Origin of the sequence: Enterobacter sp. SST3 (genome assembly GCF_000286655.1) — a bacterium.
GTDB classification, from domain to species: Bacteria; Pseudomonadota; Gammaproteobacteria; order Enterobacterales; family Enterobacteriaceae; genus Enterobacter; species Enterobacter roggenkampii.
On the sequence record NZ_ALNS01000029.1, the window covers coordinates 16,913 to 38,784 of the forward strand.

Sequence of the window (21,872 nt, forward strand, 5' to 3'; positions counted from 1 at the left end):
CGATTATTCCTCGCTACCTTTCGCGCTTTCGTCATTTTTCGGCAACTGGCTCAGGGATTTGAGCAGCGTCGGATCCTGCAGAATTTTTGCGATCAGCTCTTCCGCACCGTTTTTACCGTCCATATAGGTCAGCAGGTTGGAGAGCTGGGTACGCGCTTCCAGCAGCTTGTTCAGCGGCTCAACCTTGCGGGCCACCGCGTCCGGCAGGAAGTCGTCCATGCTGTCGAAGGTCAGATCGACGTTGAGCTTACCTTCGCCGGTCAGGGTGTTATCCACCTGGAACGCCACGCGCGGCTTCAGCGCCTTCATGCGTTCGTCAAAGTTGTCGATGTCAATTTCGAGGAATTTACGCTCGTCGACGGCCGGCAGGTTTTCCACCGGTTTGCCGACCAGATCGGCCATAACGCCCATCACAAACGGCAGCTGAATTTTACGTTCTGCACCGTAGATCTCTACGTCATACTCGATCTGCACGCGGGGGGCACGGTTACGTGCGATGAATTTCTGCCCACTGTTACTCATTGCCATGATGTTCTCCATCAAAGATGCGCGGTGAAGGTGAAACGCCAGGCTCCATGCCTGACGTCATAATGCCTGGACGCGCTATTCGCGGCGCCCAAAGATGTTTTCCAGTTGGTTAACGCCGTCTGGCGCCAGGTCGCGAATAATGTCCATAAAGTTAAGTTCTGACAGCCGCTGCACCCGTTCAATCATCAGCGGTGCGGGGTGGCTCGGTTCGTACTGCGCAAAATACTGCTTCGCTTTTTCCAGCATCAGCTGGGCGTCGGCGCGGCTGGTGACCTGCACGCTGCGCCAGTCGGTCACCGGCTGAACGGGCTGCGTAGCCGTCGGCTGCTGCTCAGCCTGGGCCTGCGCATCACGGTTCGGCAGCAGCTTGCTGATGTCGGTCACCTGACAGGCGCTGGCCACCAGCCCCACGGTTTTCAGCAGTTGCTCCATCTCCGGCACGCCGCTTTCACCGAGATGCCCGATGAGCAGCTCGCGAATGGCCAGCAGACGTTCGTTAATGACGATGACCGCGGCGGTCCCCGGCTGGTCGCCGCGAGCCAGCTCGTCAATCAGCCGCGGGCGCCCGCCGGGATAGTCCGGGCATTCGGTTTTACTGCCGTCCAGCAGCGCCTGGGCATCCCGCAGCGAAATTTCATCGCCGTTTGAACGCAGCAGCGAGGCGTTGCGTACCGCGACCGTCAGGTCAGATTTATCACTCAGCCCGGCGAGAGCGTTGATGCGGTAGAACGGGTCGGTTTCACCGTACTCTTCGAGCAGCGGATAGAGCGGCTCCCAGTAGCGGGCGATCGCCTCCTGCACCAGCAGCAATCCGTCCGCGTAGCCCGCCAGCCCGCGACGGCGGGTCCAGGCATGGGTTAACGCCAGCAGGACGCGAAGATCTTTGGTGCGGGTCAGCAGGCTGGTGGCGTATTTTTCGACCGTGTTCCAGTCAGCAGGCTCCGCCGGGATGATGGTGTCGCCAAACTGCTGTTCCGCTTTCCCAAGACTTGCCTGGTTCATCGCCTGGAAGTCAGCGTCGTACTCCAGGTTTTCGCCGCAGGGGTTGTCGGGGCTTATGGGCGCGAGAAATTCTTCGATATTCATGAGATCCCTGCTTATTCAAACATAGGCGGATAGAGACCGTGACGGCCCGGACGGGCGCCCCCTGCCGGATCGAACAGCAGGGTGAAAAGCTGCCCGGTAAAGTTGCCGCTGTGCACGTGGGTGTAGAGCGGGTATCCGTCGCAGCGGTTGGTCCACCAGTAGCTGGTCTGACGCAGCGGGTCAAAGCACTCTGCCGCCTGAGGCCAGCCCAGCGTGCTCTGGCCGTCCTCGTCGTAGCCAATCACATCCAGGATGTCGGAGCGCTTTTGCGGCTCGACCGGCTGCGGCGCCGGAATGGACATTAGCATCTCGTCGAGCTGCGAGGCGGAAAAACTGTTGCGCACCGCGTGCAGCCCCAGGCGTCCAATCTGCTGATACCAGCTTTCGGCCTGGCTGAGCAGGCTGGTCGACCACTCTGACGGGGCGAAGCTCAGCTGAATGCAAACCGGGTATTGTCGGCCGACGCTGTCGCGCCCGGGCAGCAGACAGCCCATCTGGATCATCTGGCTGCCCAGCATGGGCGGTACCACAAAATTCCAGACGGGTGCTTTCTGAAACGGGCGCTCGCCGCTGCGCTGCTCTTCCTGCTGCCAGGCCAGCAGACCGACCTGGAACCAGTGCGACCACTGGCGCTGTAAGGTGTCAGGAAAGCGGCGCTGCAAAAAATCTCCGGCGCTGGGTAACTTGCCATACCAGCTGTAGCGGTTCATCGCAGGGGTATTCGTCATACGGCTGTCCTTGCGGTTATGGGCATGAGAAACGGGGAAGCTGGAACGGGTTGCGAATGCTGTTTGGCGCAAACTCCAGCGTGACCTGATGTCCGTCGACGTTGAAGGTGGCCTGACGGCTGAGGCTACCCGCCCCCGGGCTGGTGCTCGCTTTATCAAAGAAGCGGTTCAGCGCCCAGGAACCGTTGGTCACCAGCGTCGCCGTGCTGCCGTTCGCCAGACCCAGCTGCATGCGGACCTGGTTGGTGCCGCCCGGCCCCGGCCAGTTCATGATCTGCACCGCCTGCGGCCCGTGGCTGTAGCGCAGCAGCTGACCGTCCACGTCCAGGGTCAGGTTCAGAATGGTGTTATCCATTCGCACGGTGCGAACCGTCACCTTGAAGGACGGCGTGGTTGCGCCGTTAGCAAAGAAGGCGTCGCGAATCGACTGGGCCTGCTGGAACGGTCTCAGCAGCCCTTCGCTTCCCGGCAGCGTTTTCCCGTCGATGCCCGGCATAAAGCGCCAGTTGGCCTCGGTGGTGTCCACTTTGCTGGTCAGGTTATCGCGAAAGAAGGTATCCATCAGCCCGGTCCCCGGCGCAAACATGCGCGCGAGATCGTCAGGGGTGACCTCGGTGCTGGCGCTGCGCACCAGCGGGTAGCGACCGGCAATCGCCTGACGGCAGAACCCCCCCACCTCAACGTTAATGCGCTTACGCACGTTTTCCAGGTCACGGCGCTGGGTGTCGCTGCTGGCGCCCACCGCCATGTTGCTGAACATGGTTTGCAGCCCGCCCGGCAGACGACCGGCGCTGGCCTGCAGGCGGCTGATCGCCTCCCCGCCCGGCGCCGGCATGCCGCTGTTGGCCGCGTCCTGAACCGCGGTCAGGTAGCGATACAGCTCATCCACCTGCTTGAGAAAATCGTCAAACACGATGGTCTTCCCGCCCTTCTCCAGCGGCTGGGCCAGCTCAATCATCGGCGCGTAATGGTCGGTCACCAGCTGCTCCGGCGCCTGGGTAACCGCGGCGGCCTGCGTTGGCGCATTGTCATTATTGCTGAACAGCGCTTCCAGCGTGCGGGTGGCGCGGCTGCTTTGCGCCTGCGCTTTACCCGCATCTTCCGGCGCTGGCGTATCGCGGGAGAGCGTGAGGACCTGGCTCAGATTCTGCACCAGGCGGCGCAGCGGCGAGTTGGCGCCGGAAAGCAGGCGCGCGGTGTTGATGCGCTGGGAAAGGTCGGCGCTGTTATTCAGCTGAATGTCAGCGAGAAAGCGATCCCAGTTAGCGATAAAGTCGCGCATATAGAGCTGGCGCACGGCGTTATCGATCTGCTGTTTATCTTCCTGCGCCGTGGCGGCCCCCAGCACCCAGGCGTCGTCCTCGTGCAGCGCCGTAGTGACGCTGTCAATCTGGCCGTTAAAGCTTTTCCAGTAGCCGTCCGGCGTATACAGACCCGGAACGCCCTCGCTCACCGGCTTGCCGCTTTTGCGGGAAAATACCAGCTCGCTCTGCGGTCCGCCCAGGTCGGAAAGGGAGACCGGCTTCAGGTTGTCGTCATGTTCCAGCAGGCGCTTCAGGCGGCCGTAGACGCGGGTTGAAAGCGGCTGCTGGCCGATCATCGCTCTTTCGCGCGCCACCAGGGACTCGTCCTGCGCGTACGGCGAGGCCTGAATTTTCGGCTCCAGCAGCTGCGTCAGGTGCCATTCAAGCTGCTGCAGCTGCGCCTTCGTGACGTTCTGCGGCAGGTTACGCTGCAGGTTGAGCATTACCCACGAATGCAGGAATTTGCCGTCGTAGTGCTTCGGCTGATAGAGCATCTGATAGGCTTTCAGCGCCTCGTAGCTGTATTCCACATCGCTGCCGTTGTCGTTGCGAAGCCAGGTGGTGATGTGCATGGCGACGGCAGGGAGCAGCATCTGATCCAGCGCTTTCTGATACAGGGACTGAGAGGCGTCGCTAACGTCATCCCCGCGATAAAGCCCCATACGGCGGGAGACCGGCGGATCGTTCACGTCAAACGCGTCGCTTTTCGGCAGATCCACCAGGCTATTCAGCAGCGGCAGCAGTTCGAACAAATCACGCTGGGTCTGGTTCTGTAAGGCCTTGCTCTGCTGGTCCAGCAGCGGCACCTTCGCATCCACCTCTTCCAGGTAGGCCTTGTTTTTGGCATAGCTGGTGAGCCACAGTCCACCCAGGATCACCAGCAGGGCCAGCAGCGCCGCATAGCCAGACCAGATCACGGCCCGGTTGCGCAGCTCCCACCAGCGGTTTTCTCCGGCGATCCCGGCTTCCTGGAAGATGACGTTTTGCAGCAGGTTCTTGATGAAGAAACTCTGGCCTTTTGCGCCCGGGATTGGCGATTCTTTGCTGACCGAATCCCAGTTATCGCTCTCTGCCCCTTCCGGCAGCGACAGCGCGCGGTTCAGTTCGCCCATCACGCGGTCGAACGGCATGCCTTCCTGCGTCCCGCTGGCGAAGTAGATCCCGCGCGGAGAGAACTCGGTTTCGAAGTTCGAGCGGGCGAAGACCGTGCTGAGGTAATCCGCCAGCAGCGGACGCAGCGCGGCGAACTCCTGCGGGAAAAGATACGCTTCGGCGCGGGTCTTCGCGTCATGCTCTTTGAGCATGGTTTCCGGCAGCCCGGCGTCGAGGCGCTGCTGCAGCAGAGAAAACTCCTGCTGGAAATTGCCCATCAGGTCGTAATCGGCGTGTTTGGTTTGTTCCCACGGTAGCGTGAAGCCCCAAATCTGGTCGCGCTGCGCTTTATCGTAGTCGGCAAACCAGGCGCGGAAGCCTTTAAGCAGGTCGGCCTTGGTCACCATCACGTAGACCGGGAAGCGAATCCCCAGCTGTTCATGCAGCTCGGACAGACGCTGACGCAGGTTCACCGCCTGCTGGCGGGACGCCTCGGCTGACTGGGTGAGCAGGTCAGAAATGCTGATGGTGACGATCACACCGTTGATCGGCTGGCGGCGGCGATACTTGCGCAGTAACCCCATGAACTGCAGCCATTCCCCGGCGTCCTGCACCTGCTCGCTCTCCTGGGTGGTATAGCGACCCGCGGTGTCCAGCAGCACGGCCTCGTTGGTAAACCACCAGTCGCAGTTGCGCGTGCCGCCAATGCCGCGCAGGGCGGTCTTACCGAAACGGTCGGCCAGCGGGAACTGCAGCCCGGAGTTGACCAGCGCCGTGGTTTTACCGGAACCCGGCGCGCCGATAATGACGTACCACGGCAGCTGATAGAGGTATTGCGTGCTGAAGCGCTGCGTCCACTGAGCGCCCTGTCCCGCCTTGCTGAAGTGCGCTTTTTTCAGCATCTGCGCGGCTTCATCAAAACGGCTGGCGAGGATCTGCTCCTCGTTGTTCAGTCGCTTCTGCGGATCCGCCGCTTCCGGGCTGGTGGTGTTCTCATTGAGCTTGTCCATCAGCTTGCGGTTCAGCCAGGCGTTATAAAGACGCGGCAGAATGTGGCCCTGCGCCCACAGCAGATAGACCACGGCGATACTGATGATGCGGTTCTGTTCAGATTCAAGCGGCCGGGTGTCCACGATGGACAACAGCGGGCCAATCATCCAGATCACCGCCGCCAGCGCCGTGACGCCGAGGAAGCTCCACAGAATGCGGTTAGTCAGTATGGAAAGAAGAGTCGTCAGCATTCCTTAGTTTCCTTGCGGCAATCCGTTCAGCTCGGCCTGGGTATTTTCAGGCGACACCAGCAGAGTAATTTCCACACGGCGGTTACGGGCGCGGTTTTCAGGCGTCGTGTTCGGCGCCACCGGGTTAATCTCGCCCCGCCCTTCCGCTTTCACGCGGCCAGGCTGAGAGAGGCTTCCCTGCAGCATTTTCTGTACCGAGCGGGCGCGTTCCAGAGAGAGTTCATAGTTAGAGGCAAAGCGCGCGCTGCGGATCGGCACGTTGTCGCTGTAGCCCACCACCAGAATTTTGCCGCTCACGTTATTCATTGCCTGCGCGATGCGGTGGATGACCGGTTCATAGCGGTCGCGCACGACGGTCGAGGCAGAGGCAAACAGCCCGTCGCCTTTCAGGATAACCACGCTGCGATCCGCTTCGTCTTTCACCGCGACGAGGCCAGCCTCGATCTCCGGTTTCAGGAAGCCGCGCAGGTTCAGCACTGCCGGAAGCTGACGCGCCGGTTGCTGAATAGTGGTTTCCGGCAGCTGGGACTGGTAAATCTTCGCCAGCACCGGGTTGGTGCTGTCGCCAAGACGCCAGTTGAGCACGATATAAAACAGACAGGCGATAAACCCGGCCAGCGCCACGCAGGCCCAGAGAGGAACCATCGGCCGCCAGAGCTTGCGCAGCACCGGGCGATCTTCCGGATGGGGAGAAAGCGGCGCCGGATAGCTGCCGCGCACGCCGCGGATCATCTGCCACAGCCGCTGCTTGATGGTCTCAAGCTGGGTGCGGCCATTGTCCAGCACCCGATAGCGTCCTTCGAAACCGAGCAGCAGGCAGTAGTTGATCATCTCCAGCAGCAGAATGTGCTCGCGCGGGTTTTGCGACAGGCGCGCCAGCAGCTGAAAGAACTTCTCGCCGCCCCAGGTTTCGTTATGGAACGTCACCAGCAGGCCATTGCTTGACCAGACCCCGCTGCTGCCCCAGGGGGTGAGCGCGGCAGCCTCATCGAGCGCCGTACACAGGCAGTAGCGTGCCCCGACGATCACTTCGTAGGGCAGCCCCGCCTGCTGGCAACGGACTTCAAAACGGCGAATTTCATCGATCAGGCGCTGGCGTAGCGCCACCTGATCGTCGTGCGATACCGAATGACGGATCTGCGGAATCGCATTGAGCAGCGGATTGGCGGCCGCCACCAGCTGATTGTTGCTACTGGCCCCGGTGAACGCGGCATCGCTGCCGGTATCCTGTCGTTCCTGCATATTAAGCGCTCGCTTTATTATTCTGTCGGGCTACGGATGGCCCAAAACTCCATATCCAGCCCCGGGAACTCCCCCGCAAGGTGCAGGGCGAATGCGCCGGACTTATCCATCTCGTGCCACAGCTCGCTGCCCTTTTCGAGCTCAAAGTAGCTGTAGCCGGCATGCCACGGGATCTGCGGCGGTGCAACCGGCATGGCGCGCAGCATAATGCCCGGCAGCTGAAGCTGAACCAGATCGCGGATTTTCGACACCGGTGCGACCTTCATCTGCGCCGGGAAATGGGTTTGCAGGTGTTCGCCCGGCACGTTGGCTTTGACCGCCAGCACGAAGCCGAACTCACGCACCATGCTGGTTTCAGGCACCGTGGCGATGTTGAGGCCGTGAGAGCGCTCGTTTAGCGGCAGCTGGATAGCGTGGTCTTCCATCACCAGCGACAGCCCCTGACGCAGCATCAGCATCAGCTTGCTGAAGCAGTTCGCCAGATCGTCATGATCGTAAATCGGCAGCACGCTTTCGGCGGTACGCTGCGACGTCCAGGTGGCGAGCTCGGTGGCAAACGGCAGCCAGCTGCGCCAGAGGGTTTCCGGGTGCAGCAGCGGGAGGGTTTTTAAATGAGACACCTCGCCCAGATGACGGTTAACCAGCGACAGCAGCGTAAACTCGATCAGTTCAGAGGTGTTAAAGCGGCCGGGCTGGCGCAAACGGCCGCCAATCTGCTGGCTGCGCTGCACCAGTAAGCCGTGCAGATCGTTGATCATGCTGTAGATCTGCGGGCTGTTATTGGCATTGAGCATCGGCGGGATGTAGCTGTTGTCGAGCCGCACGTGGTTGTCGTTACGCTTCTCGGTCACAAACGCCACGCCGATGGCGGTCCACTCCGCCGTGAGGTCTTTTTCGAGCATCAGGGTCAGACGCAGGCGGCCAAACTGGACGGTAGCATCCCCCACCGACATGGCGTTATCGTCCTCCACCTCCTGCTCGAACGCGATAAAGCGCGCCAGCGAGGATGGCTCTTCGCTGAAAATCACCTCTTCTCTCTCGCCACGACGAACCGGCAGTGCGAGCACCACCTTTTCGTTGGTGAGATTGTCAGGAATTTTCAGCGGTACTGGACCGTTACGCCCGTTGCGCACCTGGAAAAAGGTGCCGTCCGGCAGCAGCCCACTGCAGTAGCTCAGGGCAATGCATCCCTGACGAAGCATCGCTTCATCCAGTTCAACGTCGAGAAAGCCCCAGAGATACGATCGCTGCAGCGCGCCCCATTCACGAACATGGTTGAGCAGATAGCTTTCAGTCCGCTGAAAATGGTGTGGACGCAGGAACATGCCTTCGGTCCAGACGACCTTTTCTGCTTTCGTCATGATGATGTGTTTCCTGTTTAGAAGCGCGTTACTGGCTGATGACCCGAATGCCGTTCACGTCGAGAAAAACGTTGGCCTGAAGTTCATCGGCGGACCATTTCCAGAACTGGTAGATATGATTTTCGCCAGGCACGGGCAGAGGGAGTGAAACGCGCCATTTTTTGCCATCCAGCACCTGGTACTCCGCCATCACGCCGATGTAGCGAGCCTCCGGCGAGCTTTGCCCGCTGAGAGTTTTTGACAGCTGTCCCGGCATCAGGAAGAACACATCGCTGTTCAGCAGATTCGCGCCAAGCGTGGCTGACGCGTTGTTCTGCAGGGAGTAGAAGTCGCTGGATATGAAATCCGCATCGGATTTCAGCAACAGCACCCGAACCTTAAGCGGCGCAGATTCATTGATTTGTGGATGAGCCTGAAACTGCAGATTGTAGCGGGAGGGGTCGCTGTGTGAAGACGACGAACAACCACCGATCAGCGCGAAAATCATCGCGTAAAAGAATAACCACAGCCTATGAAAATTTTTATTATTCATAAAAATGCGCTCATGAAAGCCGTTTAGTTCAGGATCCAGGTACCGTTAGCGCTGTCTTTGCAGGCTTTGCTGTTACCGTCGACATCAACACAGGTCGCTTTTTTACGCGCCTTTGGACGAATAGCCTGTTTACGCACGGCGGCATCGTACTGGTCGGCCTTGATAACAGCGCGCATCGGAACGTAACCAATCAGCTGCTCGTTGCCTTCATCGGCAAGCGCCATCCAGTAGTGTTCAACCTGCCCCAGCACCACGTACGTTTTTCCGGTCTCGAGTGTGCGGATAACTTTACCGCCAAAGTCAGGACGGCTCATCAGGGAGGCCGGATACATGGCACGATACGGCTCGTTAACCGGGTTGAACTCCGTCGGCGCCGTCACGGCGTGACGGTGGGTTAAGGTGACGCCGTTGACCTGGCTGGTCTCGATCGTATCGTCGTTGATCACAGGTTTCTGCGGTGCTTTACAGCCCGCCACCGCCATTACAAACAGAAGTGAAAACAGTACGCGCATTTTCATATGCTTTTCCGTAGCGATATTTCGATGATGGAGATAAGGGGATGAAGTTTGACTTAAGTGCTATTGTTAAAATAGCCAGGATATTTTCGGGGCGTTACTACTTTAAGGGCATAGCTACCGCACGAGCCTTTCAGAATAAGGCCCAGTGTCTTCCTGACATATTTTGACAAACGGTAAACAAGTTTACATGAGCTTCGTATCAATTCAATATTTACCGCCGCGTAACTGTTGGTAAATGAAGCAGTCGGAAAATTATAGGATTAATCCTATGATAAAAAACGTTATGGCCCACCCTTTCTTATTTCTCCACCAAAAAACTACATAACATCATGTTTTATATATTAAAAAACACAAAAGAGAACCACTTTCATTAACGCAATCACGCTATTATCGCCACTACCATAATTAGTAGAATTCGCGTTTTTTTGATGTCAAAGGAATATATCCCTGATGAATTATTTGTTGCACTAACAGGGTATCTTTAATATTGAAGACGCTTCATCGCCTGGGTGAGAATATTTCACCTATGCAGAAAAATGTTAATTTCATGCCGCAAAAAAAGCGTATATTTTAGGCCGTAATAATTCCACTGCCAGGTATACCTTATATCTATTATTCATTAAGCGTGAGTAAACCTTCCTGTCATTTCCTCAAATGAAAAATGCCTCCAGCAGCCCGCGAGCCGCGAATCGTGGCGATATCTCCAGCGCAACAACTTCAGTCGATGTTTTACTGGCGCTACATACTTTCCTGCTCACTGCCATCTATCTCGCCTACCGGACGATAGATAAGATTTATTATTAAAATGATAAATATTCGTTATAATTTCTTTAAATATTTAAACACCAGACCAGATAAATTACTGTAATAAAAAGAGTTTGCGTTAAGGCATTTTCCCGTTCCGTATGTGCGTTGCCATCCGGTCGTCATTGCTTTCACCTATTGCTCTCGTAAGTGATTTATTGGCTCAGGCGTTGTGTGATCGAACAAATCAGGAGTGGGTATGAACAAGAAAAGACGCTCGGTGCCAGGCATCAGACACTATGACGGCCCTGCCGGCGGCTGGGGCGCACTGAAAGCGACGGCGATTGCGGTACGCACCCAAATGGATACGTTTGACGCCCCGGCGACGCTGCTGCGCACCAACCAGCCTGACGGCTTTGACTGCCCGGGCTGCGCGTGGCCTGATAAAGAACACAAATCGACGTTCCAGTTCTGTGAGAACGGCGCCAAAGCGGTGACCTGGGAAGCGACCAGCAAACGCGTCACCCCCGCGTTTCTGGCTGCAAACACTGTCTCCTCGCTGCTGGCAAAATCGGACTTTGAGCTGGAAGGCTACGGTCGGCTGACGCATCCCCTGCGCTATGACCGTGCGAGCGACACCTTCCGCCCCGTCGACTGGGACGAGGCGTTTCAACGCATCGGCGAAGTACTGCGCGGGCTCGAGCCGAACGAGGTCGAGTTCTATACCTCCGGGCGCGCCTCTAACGAAGCGGCGTATCTGTTCCAGCTGTTCGCCCGCGAATACGGCACCAATAACTTCCCCGACTGCTCAAATATGTGTCACGAGGCCACCAGCGTCGGTTTGCCCCGTTCGATTGGCATCGGGAAAGGGACCGTCTCGCTGGATGACTTTGATAAGACTGAACTGGTGATCTCCATCGGCCATAACCCCGGCACTAACCATCCGCGCATGATGGGGACCCTCCACGAGCTGGCCCGCCGCAACGTGCCGATTATCGTCTTTAACCCGCTGCGCGAGCGCGCCCTGGAACGTTTTGCGGACCCGCAAAGCGTGATTGAAATGGCGACCTACAGCTCCACGGATATCGCCTCGACCTATTTCCAGGTGAAGGCCGGAGGCGATGCCGCCGCGCTGAAAGGGATTGCCAAACACCTGCTTGAAATGGAGGCCGCACGCGGTGACGTGCTCGATCGCGCGTTTATTGCCGAACATACTCAGGGCTTTGAGGACTTTGCCACCGATATCGCGCAAACCCGCTGGGACGAGATCGAACGCGAGTCGGGTCTCAGCCAGGCGGCGCTCAAAAAGGTGGCCGAGGCCTATGCGAAATCGAATGCCACCATCATTACTTACGGGATGGGCATTACCCAGCACAACAAAGGGACGGCCAACGTCCGCCTGATTGCGGACCTGCTGCTGATGCGCGGGAATATCGGCAAGCCCGGCGCGGGAATATGCCCGCTGCGCGGCCACTCAAACGTGCAAGGGAACCGTACCGTCGGGATTAGCGAGAAACCCACGCCAGCCTTCCTGAACCGTCTGAAGGAGGTTTTCGGCTTTGAGCCGCCGTCTCACCACGGCCATGACGCGGTGCAGGCCACCCAGGCGATGATCGGCGGCCGCGCGAAGGCGCTCATCTGCCTCGGCGGTAATTTTGCGGTGGCAATGCCCGACCATGAACGCGGGTTCCCGGCCATGGGCTCCCTGGATTTGAGCGTCCACGTCGGCACCAAGCTCAACCGTACCCATCTGCTGGTGGGCAATGAGACCTTTATTTTCCCGTGTCTTGGCCGTACCGAGCTGGATGTTCAGGCCACCGGCCGCCAGTCCATTACCGTTGAAGACTCGATGTCGATGGTCCATGCCTCATCCGGCAAGCTCAAACCCGCCTCCCCGTTGCTTCGGTCAGAACCCGCTATCGTCGCGGGCATGGCGAAAGCCACCCTGCCGGATACCCGCGTGGACTGGATGACGCTGGTTGAGGATTACGACCGCATCCGCGATCTGATCGAGCAGACCATTCCGGGGTTTGAGAACTATAACGCGCGGATCCGCGTTCCCGGCGGCTTCCGTATGCCGCTGCCGCCAACGCAACGTCTCTGGCCAACGGCGACGGGAAAAGCGATGTTCTCGGTCTTCGACGGCGTACACGAGAACGCCAGCGGTGAAGGTGAGCACGTCCTGCGCCTGATCACGCTGCGCAGCCACGACCAGTACAACACCACCATTTACGCGCTGGACGACCGCTACCGCGGCGTGTTTGGCCGCCGCGACGTGCTGTTTATGAACGAAGAGGATATGGCGCAGTCAGGGCTGGAACACGGCGACCGCGTGGATATCGAAACCGCCCTGCCCGGCAACGGACAGCGTCTGGAAGACATTACCGTGGTGGCGTACAACATCGCGCCGGGGACCGTCGGGGCCTATTATCCGGAGGCCAACGTGCTGGTCCCGCTTGATTATCTGGATAAGGACAGCGGTACGCCGTCGTATAAATCCGTTCCGGTTCGCATCACCCTGCGCTCAAAAGAGATCCGCATGCTGTAAGCCGATCGCGCAGAGAAAAAGATGGATATTAAACAGTTAAAATATTTAATCGCGCTCGACGAGACCCGCCATTTTGGCAAGGCGGCCTCGCAGTGCAACATCACCCAGCCGACCCTTTCCATGCGCATCCGAAGCCTGGAAGAGGAGCTCGGGCTGGTACTGATTGTGCGCGGGCAGCGCTTTGAAGGGTTTACGCCGGAGGGTGAACGCATCCTCGCGTGGGCCCGCGCGCTGCTGGCTGCACATGACGGGCTACAGGCGGAAGCCGCGCTGTGCAAAGGTCAGGTGGTGGGCGAACTTCGTCTGGGGATGGTGCCGCTGGCGAGTGTGGATCCGATGATCTTTATCCGTCTGCTGACGGAAAAATACCCGGAGCTGACCTACAGCCTCTATTCCATGTCCTCCGCGCAGATTGCCGACGGCGTCAGCCGCAATCAGCTTGAGCTGGGGATTTGCTATCTCAACAGCATCGACGCCAGCCTGTTCGATATTATCCAGCTTCCCAAAACGAAGATGGGCCTGCTGCACGACGTCCGCCATTTCCAGCTCGGCCAGGATACATTGACCTGGCGCGATCTGACGGATTTTCCGCTGGGGTTCCTGACCAAAGGGATGCATTACCGGGCGCATATGGAGGCCAGCTTTAAGTCTGCTGGCATTGAACCGAGGTCCGTTTTCGAGAGCGACTCCACGTTCCAGATCATCCAGGCGGTTCAGAGCGGCGTATGCTGTGCCGTGATGCCGCTGAACAACGGGCTGGAAGAGTTGAACGGCCATTTCAGGATTGTCCCCATCGCCGATGCGGATATCGAGGCCCCTGTCGGCCTGATTATGCGCCGACAGAAACCCGTCTCCTCGCTGGCGCTGCGCTGTTTTACCGACGCGCAGGAGATCTATCACGCCAGCAATGAGGCGTAGGCCTGACGCGTCACTACGCTAAAACCGCGGATCAGCACCGCGTCGCAAACGGCCCGGTGCTCCGGCGAACTCACCAGCGCGTGGAGCGCATCGCGAAGGGCGTTCAGGGTCTCAGGCGAGGTGCGGGGCGAGGTAATGAGCGGCAGCCCTGGCGTCAGAGGGGTATGGTCAATGACCGCCAGACCCGTCAGGCTTTCCGGTTCGTGACGCTGCAGCAGTGCCCAGGTGACACAGTCGATGGCCGCGATATCCCCTGCCCCGCGTTTGACATCAATCAGCGACTGGCGATGGCTGCCGCTGAAGGACGTTTGCGCGAAAAACGGCTCCTGAGCCACCAGAGGCGCCACTTTTTTTCGCAGCGCATTGTAGCCGGACTGCGAGTCCGCAGAATTACAGACCGACCGACGTCCTCGAAAATCCGCCAGCGTGAGGTGGCGATCCTCCTCGCGCACCACCAGAAAGCTGCGGTAGTGGAACCCTTCGCAGCCCGGGGCCGCGTAGTGAAAACAGCCGACGACCTGCACGTCCGGAAGCTGCGTGACGAGCGGATAACCGCAGGCCTGGCTGAGGATAAGCCCGGGCTGTTGCCAGTGGGTGAGCAGATCGGACTCCGGCCCGTCGGGGACATCTTCGACGGGCACACCGCGCGCGGCCAGCAGCCCCTTTACCGCCAGCCAGAGCGCGCGGGTGTCGGCGCGATCCACCGCATACATGGGAAACGCCAGCAGGTTACTCATATCCCTCCTCCTGTTGTTTTCCGGGGTGAACGGTGACGTCGACGGGCCTGGCCCAGAACTGGCGCAGCCATTCACCGTAGCCCTGGACGAGAAAACCGCGGTTTCGCTCCCGGTACGCCTCCCGGTTTTGCTGGTAGATCGCCTTCAGCCCGTACCACGGCACGCCCGGTAAATCATGGTGTACTGAATGGTAGTTGAGATTTAAAAAAAGTATCCGCCAGAACAGCCCGGCCTCGTTAATGACGGAGCGCGCCAGCGGATCGTCCGCTGCGCGATGTTCGAGAAACGATCGCACCTTGGTCAGCGCCAGCGCCGGATAGCTGACCGCCAGCACAAACCAGACGGGGGAAAAACCGACGTGCGTCATCCAGGCGAAAAGCGCCACCAGCAGCGTGATGTGAACCAGCCACATCGTCATCGCCCGCAGGTGAAAATGACGAAACGCCGCCCCGGCGCTGCCCAGCGTCTGGACGATATCCAGCAGCGGCGCCAGCAGAAGCCGACCGGCAAAGGTATTTCGGGCCCGGATCAGGCGCTTCTGCCAGGGGGAAAAGCGCGCCCAGCTCGCCTCGGTAAAATAGTACGACTCCGGGTCATCCACCGGATGGGTCAGGCTATCGTACCGATGGTGGGCCAGATGGGAATCCCGGTAGACGCCATACGGATACCAGACCGCCAGCGGGAGCGTGCCGAACAGCTGGTTAAGCCAGGCAAAACGGGTGGGATGCCCGTGGATCAGCTCATGCTGCAGGGACATGTACCAGGCGGTAAACCCGATCAGCAGCAGCGTGGCGGGCAGCAGGCCGAGCGTTTGCCAGAACGCCAGCGTGGCAAACCAGCCCGCATAAATCGTGAACATTAACAGCCAGGTGGGTAGTTCGCTTCGCCATAAGAAACCCGACGCGAGGCGGTGAATTTGATTGCGTTGTTGCGGATGTAAATAGAGGGAGCTTCGTTTACCCACTCCTTCAGACGCCGTTTCGCCAGAGACAGTGCCCTGACGATCGGGGATTACGCCTGAAATCACAAACAACTTAAATCGCTTTGCTTTGCCAGAAACGTGAAGTGCGGGCACGCTTGACTTATTCTGTGTTAAAGGTACTTTTCAGGACATGAAAAAGATCCTGATTATCGTTCCCGACGGCGGCATGCTGTTTGAAGCCGCCGGTATCGCCGACATTCTGATGCAGGCCAACCGGCTGCATCCGGAAGGGCTGGCGCATCCCCGCTACCGGATTATCATCGCCACCACGCAGCCTCACCAGGTGATCCACGGCCAGTCCGGTCTGAACCTGCTGGCGGACTATCGTCTGCCGGAGCTGGATCCGCGCGAACCGCTGGACACCATTATCATCACCGGACGCGGTATGAACGAGCAGGAGAGCATAGCCGTTGTGGACTGGCTGCACCTCGCTGCGCCGCACGCCCGGCGGATCGCCTCTATCTGCGGCGGCGCGATGCTGCTGGCCCAGACCGGCTTGCTGGACGGTCGGCGCGCCACCACCCACTGGCGGCTGCTGGAGACCCTGCAAGCCCAGTACCCGTCAATCCAGGTCGAAGGCGGCCCGCTGTACATTCAGGACGGCCCCATCTGGACCTCCGGCGGCGTGAGTTCCGGGTTTGATCTGACCCTGGCGCTGGTGGAGGACGACTACGGATTTACCCTCGCCCGCGACGTGGCGCAGGATATGGTGATGTACCTGCGACGTCCCGGCGGACAGCTGCAGTTCAGCCGCTACAGCCTGCATCAGCCGGGCACCGCAGGGCCGATAGGCGAAGTGCAAAGCTGGATCCTGCAGAACCTCACCGCCGATCTGTGCGTGGAGAACCTGGCCGAGAAAGCGGCGATGAGCCCGCGTAACTTCACCCGCGTGTTTACCCGCGAGGCCGGGGTCTCGCCTGCCCGCTACGTGACCGAAGCGCGTCTGGCCGCCGCCCGCCAGCTGCTTGAGCAAACCCGCGATCCCCTTGAGCGCGTTGCGGAGCAAAGCGGATTTGGCACCAGCATTAATTTACGCCGCATCTTTGAGAAACAGCTTCACCTCACGCCCGGCGAATACCGCCAGCGCTTTCACTGCCGCAAGATGGCGTAATCTGATCCTTTTTTGTCATTTACGCCAGCCGGCCCGACGCCTACAGTGACTCCAGATAACAGAGATAAGGAGTGCACCATGGTTAAGGTCGGTATTAACGGTTTCGGCCGTATCGGACGTAATGTCCTGCGCGCGGCGCTGGGCAACCCGGATCTGCAGATTGTGGCGATTAACGATCTGACGGACAGTAAAACCTTCGCCCATCTGCTGAAGCATGATTCCCTTCTGGGCAAACTGCCCGCCCCCGTTGAAGCGGGTGACGGTGCGCTGCAGGTAGACGGCCAGCGGATCGTGGTATTTAGCGAACGCGACCCGGCGAATATCCCATGGCGTGATGCCGGGGTAGACGTGGTGATTGAGGCCACCGGCTTCTTCACCGAGCGGGAGAAAGCGGCGGTGCATATCACCCACGGCGGCGCTAAGCGCGTCATCATTTCCGCCCCCGGGAAGAACGACGACCTGACGATTGTGATGGGCGTCAACCATGACCAGTACGATCCCGCCCAGCACGCGGTGGTGAGCAACGGGAGCTGCACCACGAACGGTCTGGCACCGGCCGCTCAGGTGCTGCATCAGCAGTTCGGAATTGAGCATGGCCTGATGAACACGACGCACGCCTACACCAACAGCCAGGCGCTGCACGATCAGCCAGAGAAAGATCTGCGCGGCGCCCGCGCGGCGGCGCTGTCGATTGTGCCCTACTCCAGCGGCGCGGCGAAAGCGCTGGGGAAAGTGATCCCCTCCCTGGACGGCAAGCTGACCGGGTACTCCCTGCGCGTGCCGGTGCCGGTGGTATCGATTGTCGATTTAACCGTGACGCTGAGCCGCAACGTGACCGCCGAAGAGGTGAATGACGCGTTCCGCAACGCGGCCGCCAGCGGGCCTCTGAAAGGCATTCTGGGCTATAGCGATGAACCGCTGGTCTCCAGCGATTACCAGGGTGACCCGCGCTCCTCGATTATCGACGGGCTTTCCACGCTGGTGATTGGCGGGAATATGGTGAAGATCCTGGCGTGGTATGACAACGAATGGGGCTTCTCTAACCGCCTGGTGGATCTGGCGGTATTGATGGATAAGAAAGGGCTGTAAACCTGAGGCCGGGTGGCACGAACGCTCACCCGGCTAAAAAATTACTCCGCTTTCACTTTCACACCCATAAACACAATCACCATCGCCGTCACCAGCAGCAAACCGCTGCCCGCGAACACGCCGCTGGCACCGTTAAGATCGAATACCGCCCCACCTCCTGCCGCACCGGCGCTTATCGCCAGCTGGATTGAGGCCACCAGCAGCCCCCCTGCACTTTCGGCTTCATCCGGAACGGTGGTCGCAAGCCAGGTTGACCAGCCCACCGGAACCAGACCAAATGCAAAGCCCCACAGCGCGACCAGCAGCCCGTCCAGCATCGCCAGATGACCAAAGGCGACCATCATGAGCGCGAGAACGCCCATCGCAAACGGCACCAGCGCCAGCGTCAGGCGCAGATTACGCGCCAGCAGATGTCCGGCCACGGAGGTGCCCATAAAGTTGGCGATGCCAAAGCCCAGCAGGATCAGTGAAATGGTCTCCACGCTCGCCTGCCCCACCGTCTCCAGGAACGGACGCAGGTAGGTAAAGAAGGCGAAATGGCCGCTGAAGATCAGAATGGTCGCCAGCATGCCGCCGATCATCCCTGGACGACGCAGCACGCGGAACAGCGTACTCAGGCTACCGCTGCTCTCCGGCTTCATGGACGGCAGCACCCAGAGCTGCCACAGCAACGCCAGCATGCTCGGCAGAATGCAGAGTACAAAGACGTTGCGCCAGCCGATCAGGCTGCCCAGATAGCTGCCCAGCGGGGCCGCGACCACCGTGGCAATTGATACGCTGGAGAAGATTAGCGCCAGCGCTTTCGGCACGTTATCCGCCGGAACCAGACGCATCGTTGTCGCCGTCGACATGGCCCAGAATCCCCCGATGGCTATCCCCAGCAGCAGACGCCCCATGAGCAGGACGTGCAGGTTGGGCGCAAAGGCCACCAGCAGGCTGGAGATAATTTGCAGCACCGAGAAAAACATCAGTACCCAGCGGCGGTCGATACGCCTAGTCGCCGGGGTGATCAACAACCCGGTGACCAGCGCCACCAGCGCGGTGGCGGTGACAGCCTGTCCGGCCATCCCCTCGGTCACGCCCAGGCTCGCGGCCATGGGTGTTAACAAGCTGGCGGGCAGAAATTCTGCCGTAATCAAACCAAATACCCCCAGCCCCAGTGAATAGACGGCCCGCCAGGCGGGTTTTGCGGGCGCTACCGCCTCGCTCGCCGCGACACATGAACTCATCTGTTGATCTCCCGTTATAAAAATGTGACTACTGTCGCAAAAGAATAGAAGGTTCACCCTGGACGATCTATGACATATAATCTCCACTTATTGATTATTCGTCCGGAGTTGCGCCATGACCGTACAGTCACCCGATTTGATCAGCGAACTTTTACGGGGCATGCGCCTGTCAGGCGTGAAATACCGGCGGATTGAAGCCAGCGCGCCCTTTGGCGTCGCGTTTCATCAGGCTCCCGGCCGGGCACAGTTCCATTTTGTGAGCCACGGTAGCGCCCTGCTGCGCATGGAGAGTGGCGCAACGTTCGAACTGAGCGGTGGCGACGCCCTCTTTATTCCCGGCGGGAATTCCCACGCTTTGCTCTCTGACGAGCAGGCCACCCTTACCCCGGTCAACGCCTTCCCGAGCGAGCCTATCTGCAGCTCGGTCTGCGCCATTACCTGCGAGCCCTGCCCGGAGAGCGAGAACACCCTCATTTTTAGCGGGTGCATGGATTTTGAGCTGGGCGGGATGCAGCCGCTGATCAAGGCGATGCCGGAAGTGATGATGGTTAGCCGGCTGATGTCCACCTGGCCGGAAATTCATCCGCTGCTGGCGGCGATGGAGCGGGAATCCGCGGCGCGTCAGGCCGGGTATGCCGGGATCCTTGCGCGGCTGGCCGACGTGGTGGCGGCGTTAATTGTGCGGGGCTGGGTTGAAGGCGGCTGTGGTAAAGCCACCGGCTGGGTGCAGGTGCTGCGCGACCCGCGCCTGAGCCGGGCCATTTACGCCATGCACCAGCAGCCAGGCCTGAACTGGAGCGTGGCGGATCTGGCAAAAGAAGCAGGCACGTCCCGCTCCGTATTCGCGGAACGCTTTCTCGCGGCGACGGGAACCACCCCGGCAAAATATCTCAGCGAGCTGAGAATGCGGCTGGCCATTCAGTATATTCGTCATGAAAACCAGCCCATTGAAACCGTCGCGCTGCGGCTGGGGTACGGATCGCTGGCGGCCTTCAGCCGGGCGTTTAAGCGCATCATTGGCCATGCGCCGGGTACGCTGCGGGAAGCCAGCCAGACCGCGGAAGAGGTCTGAAAGCGCGGCAATATTTAACGCGAAGCGGGCAATATTCGTCTAAGGTTTTCAGGTGATTGACAACAGCGGTCACGCTGTTTAGAGAAGACAGGAGACGAACTGATGATAAGACCTCGTACACTACGCCCCGCGTTTTTGCCCCTTGCGTTAGGCGGCGCGCTGCTCGGCGTAACGACACTGGGCTATGCCGACGATAACCCCGCAACCCAGACAACCTCACCCGATATTTTACTTGGCCCTCTGTTTAACGATGTGCAGAGCGCCAAACTGTTTCCCGATCAGAAAACCTTTGCGGATGCCGTCCCCAAAAGCGACCCGCTGATGATTCTGGCGGACTACCGGATGCAGCATACGCAGTCCAGCTTTGACTTACGCCACTTTGTCGAGATGAACTTTACGCTCCCTGCGGAAGGGGAAAAATATGTTCCGCCTGCTGGACAAAGTTTACGTGAGCACATTGACGATCTCTGGCCCGTACTGACGCGCACTACCGATAAAGCCAGCAACAAATGGGATTCCCTTCTGCCGTTACCGAAGCCCTACGTTGTGCCCGGCGGTCGTTTCCGCGAGGTCTACTACTGGGACAGCTATTTCACCATGCTGGGACTGGCAGAGAGCGATCATTGGGACAAAATCAGCGACATGGTGGATAACTTTGCGTATGAGATCGACACCTTCGGCCACATTCCCAACGGCAACCGCAGCTATTACCTGAGCCGCTCCCAGCCGCCGTTTTTCTCACTGATGGTTGAACTGCTGGCGACCCATGACAGCGACGCGCTGAAGAAATATCGTCCGCAGATGGAGAAAGAGTATGCCTACTGGATGGACGGCGTCGACGCCCTGCAGCCGGGCCAGGCCAACAAACGCGTGGTGAAACTGGATGACGGCGCTGTCCTCAACCGCTACTGGGACGACCGCGATACGCCGCGCCCGGAGTCCTGGCTTGACGATGTGAATACCGCGAAAAGTAACCCTAACCGACCGGCAACCGAGATCTACCGTGATTTACGGTCCGCCGCGGCTTCGGGCTGGGATTTTAGCTCCCGCTGGATGGACGATCCGCAAAAACTCGGCACCATCCGGACCACCAGCATTGTGCCCGTGGACCTGAACGCCCTGATGTTCAAGATGGAAAAACTGCTGGCCCGGGCAAGCCAGGAGAGCGGCGATGCCGCCAGCGTAAGCAAGTATGAGACGCTGGCCACCGCGCGCCAGAAAGCCATTGAGAGCCACCTGTGGAATGATAAAGAGGGCTGGTACGCCGATTACGACCTGAAGAGCAAGAAGGTACGCAATCAGCTCACGGCGGCGGCCCTGTTCCCGCTTTACGTCAAGGCGGCGGCGCAGGATCGTGCCGAAAAAGTCGCCGCGGCAACCGCCTCTCGTCTGTTGAAGCCGGGCGGGATAGCGACCACCACCGTCAACAGCGGCCAGCAGTGGGATGCGCCAAACGGCTGGGCTCCGCTGCAATGGGTGGCCGCGGAAGGGTTGCAGAATTACGGGCAAGAGAAGGTCTCGATGGATGTGACCTGGCGCTTCCTGAAAAACGTTCAGCATACCTATGACCGGGAAAAGAAACTGGTCGAGAAGTATGACGTGTCGACCACCGGTACGGGCGGCGGCGGCGGTGAGTATCCGCTGCAGGACGGCTTCGGCTGGAGCAACGGCGTGACGCTGAAGATGCTGGACCGGGTCTGCCCGAAAGAGAAACCGTGCGACAGCGTGCCGGAGAATCGGCCTGCGGCGAATGATGAGGTGGCGCCGGTGAAAGCCTCGGCGCAGTAAGGGAGTATTGCCGGGTGGCGGC

17 protein-coding genes are annotated in these 21,872 nt (G+C 59.5%); 6 read left to right on the forward strand and 11 right to left on the reverse strand.

The annotated features are described in order from the left end of the window. Positions 1 to 3: 3 nt before the first annotated feature. The 8 genes from tssB to B498_RS04685 all read right to left on the reverse strand — a co-directional run bounded on the left by tssB (position 4) and on the right by B498_RS04685 (position 9,632). Positions 4 to 528 carry a type VI secretion system contractile sheath small subunit gene (gene tssB / locus B498_RS04720; protein ID WP_008502644.1) on the reverse strand — a complete coding sequence of 175 codons (525 nt, stop codon included), beginning with the start codon at positions 526 to 528 and terminating at the stop codon, positions 4 to 6. A gap of 75 nt (positions 529 to 603) precedes the next feature. Continuing rightward, on the reverse strand, positions 604 to 1,614 hold the full coding sequence (tssA, locus tag B498_RS04715) for a type VI secretion system protein TssA (protein WP_008502645.1): 1,011 nt from the start codon (positions 1,612 to 1,614) through the stop codon (positions 604 to 606). A gap of 11 nt (positions 1,615 to 1,625) precedes the next feature. Further along, positions 1,626 to 2,342 carry a type VI secretion system-associated protein TagF gene (gene tagF / locus B498_RS04710; protein ID WP_008502646.1) on the reverse strand — a complete coding sequence of 239 codons (717 nt, stop codon included), beginning with the start codon at positions 2,340 to 2,342 and terminating at the stop codon, positions 1,626 to 1,628. 16 nt (positions 2,343 to 2,358) lie between these two features. Continuing rightward, on the reverse strand, positions 2,359 to 5,979 hold the full coding sequence (gene tssM / locus B498_RS04705) for a type VI secretion system membrane subunit TssM (protein WP_008502647.1): 3,621 nt from the start codon (positions 5,977 to 5,979) through the stop codon (positions 2,359 to 2,361). 3 nt (positions 5,980 to 5,982) lie between these two features. Next, entirely contained in the window at positions 5,983 to 7,221 is a 1,239-nt protein-coding gene (locus B498_RS04700; protein ID WP_008502648.1) for a DotU family type VI secretion system protein, read from the reverse strand. A 17-nt stretch (positions 7,222 to 7,238) separates the two neighbouring features. Continuing rightward, positions 7,239 to 8,582: a type VI secretion system baseplate subunit TssK gene (gene tssK, locus B498_RS04695; protein ID WP_008502649.1), complete on the reverse strand. Its 1,344-nt coding sequence runs from the start codon at positions 8,580 to 8,582 to the stop codon at positions 7,239 to 7,241. Positions 8,583 to 8,610: 28 nt separating this feature from the next. Further along, positions 8,611 to 9,114, reverse strand: coding sequence for a type VI secretion system lipoprotein TssJ (gene tssJ / locus B498_RS04690; RefSeq protein WP_008502650.1), 504 nt, complete (start codon positions 9,112 to 9,114; stop codon positions 8,611 to 8,613). A 23-nt stretch (positions 9,115 to 9,137) separates the two neighbouring features. Continuing rightward, positions 9,138 to 9,632 (reverse strand): hypothetical protein, encoded by a 495-nt coding sequence (locus B498_RS04685; protein WP_008502651.1) that lies wholly within the window; start codon positions 9,630 to 9,632, stop codon positions 9,138 to 9,140. A gap of 1,003 nt (positions 9,633 to 10,635) precedes the next feature. Here B498_RS04685 and B498_RS04680 point away from each other — a divergent pair. Next, on the forward strand, positions 10,636 to 12,924 hold the full coding sequence (locus B498_RS04680; protein WP_008502652.1) for an FdhF/YdeP family oxidoreductase: 2,289 nt from the start codon (positions 10,636 to 10,638) through the stop codon (positions 12,922 to 12,924). A gap of 21 nt (positions 12,925 to 12,945) precedes the next feature. Beyond that, a complete protein-coding gene (locus B498_RS04675; protein WP_008502653.1) occupies positions 12,946 to 13,842 on the forward strand; it encodes a LysR family transcriptional regulator in 897 nt (298 codons plus the stop codon). On the opposite strand, the gene B498_RS04670 is transcribed toward B498_RS04675, so the two are convergent. Together B498_RS04670 and B498_RS04665 are read right to left on the reverse strand one after the other, a co-directional pair. Then, complete coding sequence (locus B498_RS04670; RefSeq protein ID WP_008502654.1) at positions 13,821 to 14,579, reverse strand: phosphate/phosphite/phosphonate ABC transporter substrate-binding protein; 759 nt, start codon at positions 14,577 to 14,579, stop codon at positions 13,821 to 13,823. The two genes, B498_RS04675 and B498_RS04670, sit on opposite strands and share 22 nt — an antisense overlap. Continuing rightward, entirely contained in the window at positions 14,572 to 15,543 is a 972-nt protein-coding gene (locus B498_RS04665) for a fatty acid desaturase (RefSeq protein WP_032623041.1), read from the reverse strand. The genes B498_RS04670 and B498_RS04665 overlap by 8 nt, the downstream gene beginning before the upstream one ends. A gap of 148 nt (positions 15,544 to 15,691) precedes the next feature. Here B498_RS04665 and B498_RS04660 point away from each other — a divergent pair, with 148 nt between their 5' ends. Together B498_RS04660 and gap are read left to right on the forward strand one after the other, a co-directional pair. Next, positions 15,692 to 16,672, forward strand: a complete 981-nt coding sequence (locus B498_RS04660; protein ID WP_008502656.1) for a GlxA family transcriptional regulator — start codon at positions 15,692 to 15,694, stop codon at positions 16,670 to 16,672. Positions 16,673 to 16,750: 78 nt separating this feature from the next. Then, on the forward strand, positions 16,751 to 17,761 hold the full coding sequence (gap, locus tag B498_RS04655; RefSeq protein ID WP_008502657.1) for a type I glyceraldehyde-3-phosphate dehydrogenase: 1,011 nt from the start codon (positions 16,751 to 16,753) through the stop codon (positions 17,759 to 17,761). A gap of 41 nt (positions 17,762 to 17,802) precedes the next feature. On the opposite strand, the gene B498_RS04650 is transcribed toward gap, so the two are convergent. After that, positions 17,803 to 18,990 carry an MFS transporter gene (locus B498_RS04650; RefSeq protein WP_008502658.1) on the reverse strand — a complete coding sequence of 396 codons (1,188 nt, stop codon included), beginning with the start codon at positions 18,988 to 18,990 and terminating at the stop codon, positions 17,803 to 17,805. Between the two features lie 115 nt (positions 18,991 to 19,105). Between B498_RS04650 and B498_RS04645 the strand changes: the two genes are divergently transcribed. After that, positions 19,106 to 20,062: an AraC family transcriptional regulator gene (locus tag B498_RS04645; RefSeq protein ID WP_008502659.1), complete on the forward strand. Its 957-nt coding sequence runs from the start codon at positions 19,106 to 19,108 to the stop codon at positions 20,060 to 20,062. Positions 20,063 to 20,164: 102 nt separating this feature from the next. Then, a complete protein-coding gene (locus tag B498_RS04640; RefSeq protein WP_008502660.1) occupies positions 20,165 to 21,850 on the forward strand; it encodes an alpha,alpha-trehalase in 1,686 nt (561 codons plus the stop codon). Positions 21,851 to 21,872 lie beyond the last annotated feature (22 nt).

Bases quoted from the DNA above. Each gene is read 5' to 3' on its own strand.
- tssB (WP_008502644.1), bottom strand. From the start codon at position 528: ATGGCAATGAGTAACAGTGGGCAGAAATTCATCGCACGTAACCGTGCC.
- tssA (WP_008502645.1), bottom strand. From the start codon at position 1,614: ATGAATATCGAAGAATTTCTCGCGCCCATAAGCCCCGACAACCCCTGC.
- tagF (WP_008502646.1), bottom strand. From the start codon at position 2,342: ATGACGAATACCCCTGCGATGAACCGCTACAGCTGGTATGGCAAGTTA.
- tssM (WP_008502647.1), bottom strand. From the start codon at position 5,979: ATGCTGACGACTCTTCTTTCCATACTGACTAACCGCATTCTGTGGAGC.
- B498_RS04700 (WP_008502648.1), bottom strand. From the start codon at position 7,221: ATGCAGGAACGACAGGATACCGGCAGCGATGCCGCGTTCACCGGGGCC.
- tssK (WP_008502649.1), bottom strand. From the start codon at position 8,582: ATGACGAAAGCAGAAAAGGTCGTCTGGACCGAAGGCATGTTCCTGCGT.
- tssJ (WP_008502650.1), bottom strand. From the start codon at position 9,114: ATGAATAATAAAAATTTTCATAGGCTGTGGTTATTCTTTTACGCGATG.
- B498_RS04685 (WP_008502651.1), bottom strand. From the start codon at position 9,632: ATGAAAATGCGCGTACTGTTTTCACTTCTGTTTGTAATGGCGGTGGCG.
- B498_RS04680 (WP_008502652.1), top strand. From the start codon at position 10,636: ATGAACAAGAAAAGACGCTCGGTGCCAGGCATCAGACACTATGACGGC.
- B498_RS04675 (WP_008502653.1), top strand. From the start codon at position 12,946: ATGGATATTAAACAGTTAAAATATTTAATCGCGCTCGACGAGACCCGC.
- B498_RS04670 (WP_008502654.1), bottom strand. From the start codon at position 14,579: ATGAGTAACCTGCTGGCGTTTCCCATGTATGCGGTGGATCGCGCCGAC.
- B498_RS04660 (WP_008502656.1), top strand. From the start codon at position 15,692: ATGAAAAAGATCCTGATTATCGTTCCCGACGGCGGCATGCTGTTTGAA.
- gap (WP_008502657.1), top strand. From the start codon at position 16,751: ATGGTTAAGGTCGGTATTAACGGTTTCGGCCGTATCGGACGTAATGTC.
- B498_RS04650 (WP_008502658.1), bottom strand. From the start codon at position 18,990: ATGAGTTCATGTGTCGCGGCGAGCGAGGCGGTAGCGCCCGCAAAACCC.
- B498_RS04645 (WP_008502659.1), top strand. From the start codon at position 19,106: ATGACCGTACAGTCACCCGATTTGATCAGCGAACTTTTACGGGGCATG.
- B498_RS04640 (WP_008502660.1), top strand. From the start codon at position 20,165: ATGATAAGACCTCGTACACTACGCCCCGCGTTTTTGCCCCTTGCGTTA.